Source organism: Marinomonas sp. 63XJN7_9_ISO-PGPR-S23-217 (genome assembly GCF_056173515.1).
Genome location: NZ_CM149678.1, coordinates 1,441,810 through 1,454,054 on the forward strand (window position 1 = coordinate 1,441,810; position 12,245 = coordinate 1,454,054).

At 42.9% G+C, this 12,245-nt stretch carries 9 protein-coding genes and 1 riboswitch; of the genes, 8 read left to right on the forward strand and 1 reads right to left on the reverse strand.

Going from position 1 to position 12,245, the window contains the following annotated elements; genetic code table 11:
- Positions 1–449: 449 nt before the first annotated feature.
- From yegD to AC0VYI_RS06745, 3 genes are all read left to right on the forward strand, one after another.
- Positions 450–1,814, forward strand: a complete 1,365-nt coding sequence (gene yegD / locus AC0VYI_RS06735; RefSeq protein ID WP_475448165.1) for a molecular chaperone — start codon at positions 450–452, stop codon at positions 1,812–1,814.
- A gap of 137 nt (positions 1,815–1,951) precedes the next feature.
- Positions 1,952–3,013: an FUSC family protein gene (locus AC0VYI_RS06740; protein ID WP_475448167.1), complete on the forward strand. Its 1,062-nt coding sequence runs from the start codon at positions 1,952–1,954 to the stop codon at positions 3,011–3,013.
- A 96-nt stretch (positions 3,014–3,109) separates the two neighbouring features.
- Positions 3,110–3,303, forward strand: a riboswitch (cobalamin riboswitch).
- A 76-nt stretch (positions 3,304–3,379) separates the two neighbouring features.
- A complete protein-coding gene (locus AC0VYI_RS06745; RefSeq protein ID WP_475448169.1) occupies positions 3,380–4,054 on the forward strand; it encodes an energy-coupling factor ABC transporter permease in 675 nt (224 codons plus the stop codon).
- Positions 4,055–4,115: 61 nt separating this feature from the next.
- Here AC0VYI_RS06745 and AC0VYI_RS06750 read toward each other — a convergent pair whose 3' ends face one another.
- Positions 4,116–5,036, reverse strand: coding sequence for a LysR family transcriptional regulator (locus AC0VYI_RS06750; protein ID WP_475448171.1), 921 nt, complete (start codon positions 5,034–5,036; stop codon positions 4,116–4,118).
- 101 nt (positions 5,037–5,137) lie between these two features.
- Between AC0VYI_RS06750 and AC0VYI_RS06755 the strand changes: the two genes are divergently transcribed.
- The 5 genes from AC0VYI_RS06755 to AC0VYI_RS06775 all read left to right on the forward strand — a co-directional run bounded on the left by AC0VYI_RS06755 (position 5,138) and on the right by AC0VYI_RS06775 (position 12,194).
- Complete coding sequence (locus AC0VYI_RS06755) at positions 5,138–6,340, forward strand: MFS transporter (RefSeq protein WP_475448174.1); 1,203 nt, start codon at positions 5,138–5,140, stop codon at positions 6,338–6,340.
- Positions 6,341–6,545: 205 nt separating this feature from the next.
- Positions 6,546–8,942: a putative bifunctional diguanylate cyclase/phosphodiesterase gene (locus AC0VYI_RS06760; RefSeq protein WP_475448176.1), complete on the forward strand. Its 2,397-nt coding sequence runs from the start codon at positions 6,546–6,548 to the stop codon at positions 8,940–8,942.
- 165 nt (positions 8,943–9,107) lie between these two features.
- The gene (locus AC0VYI_RS06765) at positions 9,108–10,679 is read left to right on the forward strand and encodes an FMN-binding glutamate synthase family protein (protein WP_475448178.1); all 1,572 of its coding nucleotides are present in this window, start codon (positions 9,108–9,110) and stop codon (positions 10,677–10,679) included.
- Between the two features lie 144 nt (positions 10,680–10,823).
- Entirely contained in the window at positions 10,824–11,759 is a 936-nt protein-coding gene (locus tag AC0VYI_RS06770; RefSeq protein ID WP_475448180.1) for a 2-hydroxyacid dehydrogenase, read from the forward strand.
- 99 nt (positions 11,760–11,858) lie between these two features.
- The gene (locus tag AC0VYI_RS06775) at positions 11,859–12,194 is read left to right on the forward strand and encodes a 5-carboxymethyl-2-hydroxymuconate Delta-isomerase (RefSeq protein WP_475448182.1); all 336 of its coding nucleotides are present in this window, start codon (positions 11,859–11,861) and stop codon (positions 12,192–12,194) included.
- Positions 12,195–12,245: the final 51 nt, after the last annotated feature.

The following is a 12,245-nucleotide window of genomic DNA, read 5'->3' on the forward strand; positions in this document are numbered from 1 at the left end:
TTATGAATACCCATACCAGTGTGTGGGTATCTTAAGAGAGACGACGCTATTCAATTGTAGAAACAGCGTTAGTCTAGAAACACGCAGGAGTCCCATCTTTCGATGATGTCTCCATAAAAGTGTCACTAAGAACTGAGAGTCCCTGCTCAGCCTTTCTTAATCCTTAAACAATGCTTTTTTTATTATTTGAGTGCCTTTTTTCTGTATGTGGTTGCTTTGCAAGCCTATACAGAGTTAATGATAGACCTTAATGCCGTATTTTGAACATAGCATTAGGCCCGCATTCTAATCAAAATCGACCATTTTCTAAAATTTCTAAAATTTCTAAACCTTTTGCCTTTTGTTACTCGAAATCGATGTTTTTGCTTTATTAGCTGACGGTTTTTAGCGTTATATGTTATCTTCCGCTCCCTTTTATTTGTTTGTTATTGTTGATTTCTAGGTGAGTCATGATTTGTGGGTTTGATTACGGTACATCAAATTGTGCCATTGGTATCGAGCACGAGGCAAGCGTGCAATTAGTGCCGCTTGAAGGCACCAATACTTTTTTACCCTCGACGCTTTATGCATTGGATCGGGATCTGATTACGGAGTTTGTAGCGCGTCATATTGGCTCTGAACAGGAACGTCAAGACTTTGTTACATTACGTCGTAATATTTTGACTCGGGCTCAGCGTGTCCGTCGTGAAGAAGATTTAGACGACGATGAGCAAACTTTGTTTTTTGGGCGTGCAGCCTTTGCTGAATATTTTCAGTGGCCAGATGAGGGGTATTTCGTTAAGTCTCCTAAATCTTTTTTGGGCGGAACAGGGCTTCGTGAGCAGCATATTAGCTTTTTTGAGGACGTCGTCACAGCAATGATGCAGAATATTAAGCGTCGCTCAGAGCACAATCTGGGAAAAGAACTGACTCATACTGTTATTGGACGCCCGGTAAATTTTCAAGGGATTGATGCTGAAGCAAGTAATCGCCAAGCTTTGGATATTCTGACGGTAGCAGGAAAACGTGCTGGCTTTAAAGAGATTGAATTCCTATATGAGCCGATTGCGGCTGGGTTAGACTTTGAAGCGAGTATGACAGAAAACAAAACGGTTTTGGTGGTTGATATTGGCGGTGGGACAACCGACTGCGCCATGGTTCGTATGGGCCCTGATTATGCCGTCAAATCTGATCGATCTGCCGATTTCCTTGCTCATACGGGGGAGCGCGTCGGGGGGAATGATTTAGATATTCGTATTGCAGGAAAGCAGTTAATGCCCCTGTTTGGGATGGAATCGACGTTGAAAACCGGGTTGCCCATGCCGACTCAATTGTATTGGAATGCCATTACGACAAATGATGTGTCCGCATTGGCCACATTTAATAGTCTAGAAACCAAGTTACAAATGGAACAGTTGCGTCTGGATGCAACTGAGCCCACTTTGATTGAGCGGTTTATACATTTACGAGAAGAAAAACATAACTACCATTTGGTGAGAAACGCTGAGGAAGCCAAAATTGTATTATCCGATGCGTTAGAACACCGAGTGGAATTGGATTATATAGAAACAGGTCTAAACACGCTGATGACACGTGAGCAATTTGCGCTGTCTATCCAACCTCCTCTTGAAAAAATGTTGCTTTTAATGACTGAAGCCATCCAACAAGCTGGAGTGAAACCAGACGTTATTTATATGACGGGTGGGTCGGCAAAATCTCCGATTATTCGTAGTGCTATTCAGGACAGAATCGGGAATGTTCCGGTCTTAGATGGTGATCACTTTGGCAGTGTCGCGGCGGGATTAACGGTGTGGGCTCAGCGTATCTTTAAATAAATGGTTCCGATCCTCGATAAAGCAAGGTAAGGAAACCATGTTAGTATAAAGAAAGGTTACAACTATTATCTTAACCAAGTTATAGTCGGCTATAACGGTTCGATGATTTTTATATAGGAATATAGAGGCCATCACTTTTGAAAAAACGTGTCTTTTTGCATCTTAAAGCGTTGTTGGTGTGGAATGAAGGAAGTCGACCGTGGCATTTGCCTTTGGTTGCAGCTTTATGCGTTGCCATTCCCGCTTTTGTTGGTGCAGCAAGTAATGATTTCGCGACGGCTATCTTGGCCAGTATGGGCGCGATGGTAATTTTATATATGCCGCCCACTAGAACGGCACATCGTATGTTGACCATTACATTATGCTCGTTTGGTTTTATGGTCTGTTTTACGTTGGGTTCCATTACCAGTTTCAACCCTTATGTTGCCTCGATGGCTTTGGTTTGTTTGGTCTTTTTAGCGGTACTGATTACCCGTTATTATCGACTTCCTCCCCCTGGTAGTTTCTTTTTTGTGTTAATTAGTTGTGTGGCGATTACGCTACCATTTGATTTACACCGTTTGCCTACCCATGTTGGTATGGTGGCATTGGGGGGCATGTTGTCGTGCATGTTGGCGTTTTTTTACAGTCTGGCCATTGGGGCGAATCGATTAGCGGTTACGCAAGTAGAAACCGATTCGCGGGTAAATGCGATTATTTTAGAAGCTGCTTTGATGGCCTTATTGATTGGCGGTTCTTACGCATTTGCAGTGTCTTTGTCTTTAAATAATCCTTACTGGGTGCCTATCTCTTGTGCCGCTATATTACAAGGGGCAACATTTCGCATGGTTTGGCATCGTAATATTCATCGTATTGCTGGCACGACGATTGGTATGGGGGTTGTGTGGTGCGTCTTTATCGTTGAGCCGAATTTTTGGGTGTTGGCGATATGTGTTTTTATATTTCAATTTATTACCGAGTTTTTAATCGTAAAGCATTACGGATTCGCCGTGATTTTTATTACGCCGTTGACGGTGATTATGGCAGAAGTAACGAGCCATCATATTCCGGCGAGTTTATTGGTTGAGTATCGCTTAATTGATATTTGTATCGGAAGTGCTATTGGTTGTGTGGGTGGTGCTATTTTCCATCGAACGTCTTTATTGAAAAAAATCGAAGCGCGAATGAATGAGCGGACATCATTATCAGGGACGAGATAACGCATTGTAATAAGGGATAGTTAAAAGGCTTCACAGTATGACTATTTCTCTTCTTTTAACGATTTGTTTTTGATTGCCTACTATTCGTTTCTTACGTACGATTCCTCTCATAAAGGTGCCAGCTTACTGGTGAAACGGGAAATAGGTGCGTTTTTAGGAAGAAACAACCCCTGTACTGCCCCCGCAACGGTAAATAAGTGATGGAATATCGGCTCTAATCCACTGTGAAAATGGGAAGGATTAGGGGGGATCTTATGAGTCCGGAGACCGGCCTTTATGGTGGTAGAGGTGTAAATACCTCTTTCTATTATTAGGATGTGAAATGTCATTCACGGGTGAGTGTTTGGTGTTTTAGGGAGAAGGGTTATGCATATTGAACCAGGTGTTGTCACTGGAGCCAAAATAGTATTGAGTTATGCGACAGCGTTAGGGGTGTTAGGTTGGTCTGCAAAATATTCTATTAATGCGATTAAAGAACATGGTGTGATTAATTTATTAGCTCGTAGTGTCATGACAAGTTTTTTGGTCTTCGTTTTTTTTGAAGTTTTGCCTCATCATGCGGTCGGTGTCTCGGAAGTACATTTAATTCTGGGCTCAACCTTATTTTTAATCTTTGGTCCTGCCGCGGCGTCGATTGGCTTATTTATGGGGCTGTTAATACAGGGTATTTTATTTGCTCCATTTGATTTGCCGCAATATGGTATGAATGTCACTACCTTATTGGCGCCTTTATTTATTATGGTGGTCATTGCACGTCGTGTTATTCCAGAAAAAACCGCTTATGTGGATTTAGATTATGCCCAAGCGTTGAAGTTGTCGGTTACTTATCAAGGCGGTATTGTGCTTTGGGTCGCCTTTTGGGCTTTCTATGGGCAAGGCTTTTCTGCTGCTAATCTGTCTTCTGTTGCTAGTTTTGGTTTTGCTTATATGAGTGTGGTTTTAGTTGAGCCTTTGTTGGATTTAGCGATCTTGTGGGGCGCTAAAGGTATGGGAAGTCTAAAAAGCTCTTCTTTGGTCGAGCGACGTTTGTACCAAGGATAGTGTGTTAGCGGTAGTATTGTAGCACTGTAAAAACGCTCAGCTTGCTGGGCGTTTTTAGTGATTATTTAGGAGTATAGAAACTAGAGGTGTGGGCGTCTCTGTTTTGTTCGTTATCCGCTTGGTGGCTGAGAAAATCCAAAAAGGCGCGGTTAGCTTGGGATAGATAACCGTCTTTGCGCCAAGCTATTTCCAAGTTTAACCAAATAGGTGGATCAAAGGGGCGAGTAATCAGATCGTCTTTTGGTTCAATCACCATGCTAAGCAGTGTTGATATACCAAAGCCTTGTCGAGTGATGGATTTAATCAAGGGAATTAAGTTGGTTTCAAAGCCTATTTTGGGCTTCTTGTTGGTTTCTTGGGCGAGCCGATTGACGATTCTGCGATGGAAGTATCCCTCCTTGAACATGACTAACTCCTGATCGAAAAACTCCTCGGCGGTAACGCTCTGCCGTTGGCTAAAGGGATGGTCTTTGGCGACAGCAACCAGCATCTCTTCTTTTAGTAACTGATGGGTGTTGAAGTTATCCGGTAGGTTTTCTGCAACAATGACACTTAAATCCAATTCGCCATTTTCCAGCATTTTTTGTAATTGCCATGTGCCGCCTTCGACAACGGTGAGTGAGAGATTGGGGTGTTGATGACGGAAAGCCATCAATATAGGAGGGAAGTAATAAGAGCCAAGCATACTGGGAATGCCAATACGTACTTCACCTTTGCTCAATCCCTTGAGTTCGGACATTTCCAATAGAGCGTCATCGGTCGCTTGCAGAATTTTTTCGGCATGGTAAGCCAAGCGTTGCCCTTCATCAGTTAGCGTAATGGTTCGCTCTTTGCGATGAATCAGTGTTAGTCCTAATTCCTGTTCTAGCTTTTTCATTGCCATGCTGACGGCGGGCTGCGCCACATTGAGTTGTTCAGCGGCTTTGGTGAAGCTGGCATTTTGTGCAATGGCGAGAAAATAGCGTAGCGGTTTAATATCCATCAACAACCTTTATGTATTGAATAAGAAACATATATTTTATTGATAAATGCTGAAGGCGTATAGTGCAGATCAATAGTTGAAGGTATTGATAAGGGGGTAGTATGGTAGAAACGGGAAGTCGTACTTTTTGGCGTGGTACGATTGCTTTGGTGATCGGATCATTTATGGTGTTTGCGAATGTCTATGTGACTCAGCCTTTGTTACCCATGATTGCTAATGAGTTTCACGTGAGTGCGTTGCAGGCCTCTGCTAGCTTTACGATTACCACGCTGACTTTAGGGATATCTTTACTATTTTACGGTCCTATTTCTGATGCCTTTGGGCGAAAAAGGCTGATGGTGATGACATTGCTGGGGGTAACTTGCACCACCTATGCCTTATCTGTGGTGCATAGTTTTGAAACACTTTTATTATTGCGAGGTTTGCAGGGCTTTTTTTTGGCAGGGTTGCCCGCTATAGCGGTGGCTTATTTAGGGGATGAATACCGTCCTGAGGCACTGATGGTTGCGGTTGGGTTATATATTGGCGGTAATACGCTAGGAGGGATTGGTGGTCGCTTAATTGGTGGTTTTGTTGGCGAATGGATGGGGCGGTCCGCTGCCTTTGCGGCCATGTCTGGCATCAGTTTGGTTTTTTTAATAGCATTTATTGTGTTATTACCCGCCTCAAAACAGTTCGAATCGAAGCCTTTGAAATGGTCAACAATTGTTTCTAATATGCTAGGGCATTTATCCAATCGTCGTCTGGTGACTGCTTACGTTATTGGTGGCTTGAGTTTCTTTGTTTTCATTAATCAGTACAGCTATATTACCTTTCGTCTAGAAAGCAAGCCGTACCAGCTGTCTTCCCAATACATTGGTTTATTATTTTTAACCTATCTTGCTGGTACCGTCGGGTCGGCCGTTTCTGGTCGATTAGCCCAACGGCTAGCACAGCCCTATATTATGGTGATTGGGACATTGATTTTTATGCTGGGCTCGGTAATCACGTTGAGTGCGCGTTTGGAAATCATCCTTTGTGGTTTAGCAATAAACTGTTTTGGTTTTTTCTTATGCCATTCTACGGCGAGTAGTTTTGTGAGTCGCAATGCTAAGTATGCTAAAGCCAGTGCGTCTTCTTTATATTTGGTTGGCTACTATTTAGGTGGCAGCATGGGGGGATACTATCTTGATCCTTTTTGGCGAACAGACCAGTGGCAAGGAGTAATCATTGGTTCCCTGATTGTATTGGGGATAGTTGTTTTAGCAGGTGCCAGCTTGATTAGATTACATCAGGCTAATGGATTTAATACAATGACCAGATAGCCTAACAAAAGCGTTCCATTATGTAAAATCTAGCTACTAAGAGTGTTTTGGTGTGTTAATCTTATTACTAGGGAAGATGTGAACAAGTCCTCTTGTCTCTGCAATTGCCCATTGAATTATCTATAAAATGTATTTATGTTTTGCTCAAGGATGGGCAATATAGGTAGAGTAATACACTAATCATATCTTTTGCGGAAGGAAGCGAATGGGACGACTGTCTAGGTCTTTGTTTATAAAACAGGCGGTGTTGACGCTCACTTTAGCGGTTGTATTGAGTTTGCTGAGTAGTTTTGTTCAGGTATTAGAGGGAATTTCCACAGAAAAACAGAATATCAATCGCTTTTTTGGTGATATTTTAACGATTGTTGAAAAACCAATTGCTGAAGCCACTTTTCGATTAGACAAAACATTTATCAAGCAGCAAATAGACAGTTTGTTACTGAATCCTAGTGTCGCTCGTGTCGAGGTAAAGGATGAGTCGGGTAAGGTGTTTGTTTCTGGTCAGTCAACGCAGACACACTTTTTCCTCTCTCAATCCACCGCTGATTTCTTGCTCCCCGATCTGTCTTCTTATCACCGCAGTCTTATTCTACGAAAACCTTATTTTAAAGCGGGCCAGTTAATTATCTGGCCCGAAAAGCAGGTGCTAGCAGAAAATTTTTTAATTAAACATGCTTCGATCCTGATGTATAACTTGGTCAAAGATTTGTTGTTTGCTTTTATCATTTCGGTATTTTTTTATTTTTTAATTACTCATCCTTTAGAGCGTTTAACACAAGTATTTGCTTCTATTGAAGAAGACTTAGATCGGCCGTTTCCCGATATTTTATCTCGCCGTCATCGCCTTGATGAATTTGGACGTTTATATGTCAGCTTTGCACGACTGTGGCAAAAGCTTAAGAAAACAAAAGATGAACTAGAGCGAAGTTATACACATTCCATCGCGGTGATAGAACATGCAGCGGATGGCATATTATTGCTAGACCAAGATTTTAAAGTAGTGTATTTGAATGCAGCGGCACGAATGATGTTGGGTGAACAGGCAAAGTCAACGCTGAGTCAATCTGCACAGAAGGTGTTAGATGATGAGACCTTCAATACCATTAAGCGCCATATTGATACAATGCCCCCCGATATGCCCCTTACGCTGGAAACTCTTTTCAAGGGAGCGGATAAGGACATTCCAGTTGAAATCCATTTAGCGCAGTTTGACTTGCAAGGAAAAGTAGAAATTCTTTTACTGGTCCGAGACGTGACAGAACGTATCGAAGCGCAAGAACATATTCATCAGTTAGCCTATTACGACCCTCTGACCAAGTTACCGAACCGACAGCTTCTTATGGATAAAATTGATGATTACCTCAATCACGACATCCAAGAAGGCCAATTTGGTGCACTGATACTGATCGACCTTGACCGATTTAGTACCATCAATGACGCGCTTGGTCATAACGTAGGTGATAAGCTCTTGATACGTGTGGCTGAGGAGTTGTCTTTACTGGAGCGAGACTCGATTGTTTTGGCGCGCATGGGAGGGGACGAGTTTGCTTTTTTTGTAATGGAGATGGATAAGCAGACGGAAGTCGAGGCGTTTATTAAAGCCTTTGCTCAAAAGGTATTAGTTCTCTGTGCAACGTCTCAGGAGATTGACCAGCACTCTATGCATATTTCTGCCAGTATTGGGGTGGTATTGTTTTCAGGTGAAAATTGGCAAGTAGAAACCATCGTTAAGCAGGCTGATACCGCGCTTTATCGAGCGAAGGAGTCTGGACGCAATACTTATGTTATCTATGAAAATACCATGCAAGCCATTTCAGATCTTCGATTGGAAAAGGAAAAGTCTTTACATAGAGCGATCGAACTCGGTTTATTTGAGTTGTATTATCAGCCACAGGTGAATAATCTTGGGGAGTTAATAGGAGCAGAAGCGTTAATTCGCTGGAACGATGGCGAGCAGGGCTTTATTTCCCCTAATGATTTTATCCCATTGGCTGAGGAACTGGGATTGATTGTTGATATCGGTTCATGGGTAATGGATACCGCTTTTTCTCAAGTGGCAAAGTGGTTAGAAGAAGGGGTCTGGTTCCCTAGCTGGCGTATTTCGATCAATGTGAGCCCCGTGCAATTTCAGCAATATGGTTTTTTAGCGATGCTCAAGGAGAAAATAGACAAGTATCAATTACCGACCAGTTGTGTGGACTTAGAGATCACTGAGAACATGTTACTGACCGATCTTGAGTCCTCCTTAGAAAAAATGAACCTGATTCGTGAAATGGGGGTTCACTTGTCTGTTGATGATTTTGGGACAGGCTATTCATCATTGAAATATTTAAAAATATTGCCAATTAATCGGTTAAAAATAGATCAGTCTTTTGTGAGAGATCTGCTAAGTGATAAGGGGAACGAAGCCATTGTTTTCTCTATTATTGCGTTATCGAAAGCTTTTAATGTGAGTGTATTAGCGGAAGGGGTTGAGAGTGTGGCGCAGTTTGAACGGCTACAGGAAATAGGCTGCTACTTCTATCAGGGATATTTATTTAGCCGTCCCGTCTCTTCTTCACAATTTGTTAACGAATGCGTGCATGGTTTGAAGATGAATTAATAGACTGAATCCCTTACTCTTAGCATTGAAGTGAGCGTTGTTAAAGAGTTCATTCAATAATAAAAACGATAGCTCTTATTTGATGGCTGTGAATAGGGGCTTTGAGTTCTGTTTATCGTCTTTGCGTAGGTTAAAGACATTTTTCTCTATTAGAGGTCATTATCGATGAATATGTTGTCGTCACTTGCTACTGATACAATACACTGGGGAGCCATCCTGTTTCTTTTTGGATTACTTATTCTTGTGATCGCGATTGGTGTTATGTATTGGGTGGACACTCATCAAACTTTACACACCATAAGGCGAAATTACCCTGTTGTGGGGCGCTTCCGTTATCTCCTCGAACATTTAGGTGAATTTTTTCGGCAATACTTTTTCGCGATGGATCGGGAAGAACGACCATTTGACCGTGCGGAACGCTCTTGGGCCTATCGTGCGGCGAAAAAAGTCGATACAACCATTGCATTTGGCTCGACTCGTTCTTTAGATACGCCCGGTGATATCTTCTTTGTCAACTGCGCTTTTCCGACATTGGACGAAGATGCCGCTCTGCCAAAAGAAATTTGTATCGGTGAATTTACAGCCAAAAAACCCTATCGCACCAGTTCTGTTGTGAATATTTCCGGTATGAGCTTCGGCGCCTTGTCGAAACCGGCTGTACAGGCTTTATCGAAGGGGGCTCGCAAAGCTGGTATTTGGATGAATACTGGTGAGGGTGGATTATCTCCTTATCATTTAGAAGGTGGATGTGACTTAGTCTTTCAAATAGGGACGGCAAAATACGGTGTTCGTGATGAGCAAGGCAATTTAGACGATGATAAATTGACGAAGGTTGCGGCTCATGAACAAGTACGCATGATAGAGATAAAGATGTCGCAGGGGGCGAAACCTGGTAAAGGAGGAATGTTGCCAGGGGCCAAAGTGACCGAAGAGATTGCCTATATTCGAGGGATTCCTAAAGGGCGTGATTCCATCAGTCCTAATGGTCATAAGAATATTAAGAGCATTGAAGACCTATTAGAAATGATTCATCACGTTCGTTCTTTAACGGGTAAGCCCGTTGGTTTTAAAATGGTGGTAGGGGATCTTCATTTTTTCGAGAAGTTGTGTGACTTAGTGCATAAAAAAGGCTTACCTTACTGCCCTGACTTTATCACCATAGACAGCTCTGACGGTGGAACGGGGGCTGCGCCTCAGCCATTGATGGACTACGTGGGGATGCAGTTGCGTGAAAGTTTACCGAAAGTGGTGGACATAGTGACAGCGTATGGGCTTCGAAAATACATCAAAATTATTTCCTCCGGCAAATTAGTGGTTCCTGGGAAAGCCGCATGGGCTTTAAGTGCAGGAGCGGATTTTGTTGTCTCTGCGCGGGGCTTCTTATTTTCTCTAGGCTGTATTCAAGCATTACAGTGTAATAAGAATACTTGCCCAACCGGGATTACCACACATAATGCTGATTTACAAAAAGGTCTGCAGGCTCAAGAGAAATCAGAGCGGGTTGCTAACTATGCTGATGGTCTGTTACATGGTATCGGATTGATTGCGCATTCTTGTGGCGTTAAAGAGCCAAGGGAGCTTACTCGTGAGCATGTTCGGATTATCGAAAATCAGAGCCATTCTTTACTTTTTTCAGAAGTAAACCCTTTGCCCAATGTGCGCCCCGAGTTTATAAACCTTGTTGGGTTTGAAACCCCAGAAACAACGGAAAAAGTAGAAAATACCGTCCGTTCATAAATCCTATAGGTGTATGTACCAGGGAAGGTCAACTGAGCCGCTAAAAGGGACTTTTATGAAGGATAGGCGGTTGATGTTAGCCAAGGAGTCTTGGCGGGATCGTAAATAACCTGTAGTGAAAAAGTGTAAACAAGGCTATCTGTGATGATTCCATTTGTTGGTCGAATAGACGAAGTCGAACAAGCGGCTTGGCTCAAGCAGTTATCGACTCTACTTCCTGAAGAAACCATTGTGGCTTTTAGTCTTTTGTCCGATGTGGAAAAGTCGCAATGTGACGTGGCAATTGTAGCCAACCCAGACCCGCAAGAACTCATGCAATTGCCAAATTTAAAGTGGGTTCATAGTGTTTGGGCTGGTGTGGATCGTATGGTCGATGAATTAACGACGATGCCATTTACCATTGTCCGTTTGATTGACCCTGAGTTAGCGAAGACCATGTCTGAAGCGGTGTTAGCGTGGACCATGTATCTGCATCGTGGTATGCCATTTTATAGGCAACAGCAGTGTGAAAAAACATGGTATCAACGGGCAATGGTGACACCACAGGAGCGACGCGTCGGGGTGTTAGGATTGGGTGCGTTAGGGCAAGTCAGTGCAACACGCTTAGTGGATAATGGTTTTCATGTGTCTGGTTGGAGTAGAACGGCCAAAAATTTTGAGGGCGTGCCGTGTTATTGTGGTGAAGAAGGTCTAGATGCGTTGTTAGAGGACAGCGATATTTTGATTTGTTTGTTGCCCTTGACGGATAGTACTCGCGGTTTACTCAATCATGAAAGATTGGCCCTGTTACCCAATGGCGCCATGCTGATTAATTTTGCCCGTGGTCCTATCGTTGATGAGATGGCTTTGTTGGAACACTTGGACAATGGACATTTGGATCATGCCGTATTAGATGTCTTTGCCCAAGAGCCGTTGCCAACCTCACACCGTTTTTGGTCCCACCCGAAGGTGACTGTTTTGCCGCATATTTCCGCGCCAACGAATCCTGTTTCGGCCAGTCAGATAGTGGCTAAGGCGATTCGGCATTATCGTGCTAATGGTTTTATTCCAGAAGGTGTTAATGCCTCATTAGGTTATTAATAATGAAATAAATAAAGGTTTTCACTTTTCTGAATGGCTTGCAATAAGACCGTAGTATACTAACGCTACTCTTTTACGGACATTACAAGGGACTAATGTATGCCTCATTGCATTATTGAATACAGTCAAAATTTAGAACAAGAAGTGCCGCCGGTTGATTGGCTAGACGTGGTAAAGTCGGCTTGCCTTACTTCGGGCCTTTTTGCGGAGGAAGATCTGAAATTAAGGGCGCTTGCGTACAAAAATTTTGTGACGGGTGGCAAGGACGATGCCTTTGTACATGTCACCATTCGGATGCTATCTGGCCGTTCGGTTGAGAGCAGAAGAATGCTTTCCTCTTTGGTTCTTGATGCTTTGCAGGGTTTTAAGGTGGTGAATGTGAGCTTCACTGTCGACATATGTGAAATGGACAAAGAAACCTATACAAAAAAATGAGTACTGTCACTGTAATACTGACCTCTTTCTCTGAGAGACCCTAGGACAAAA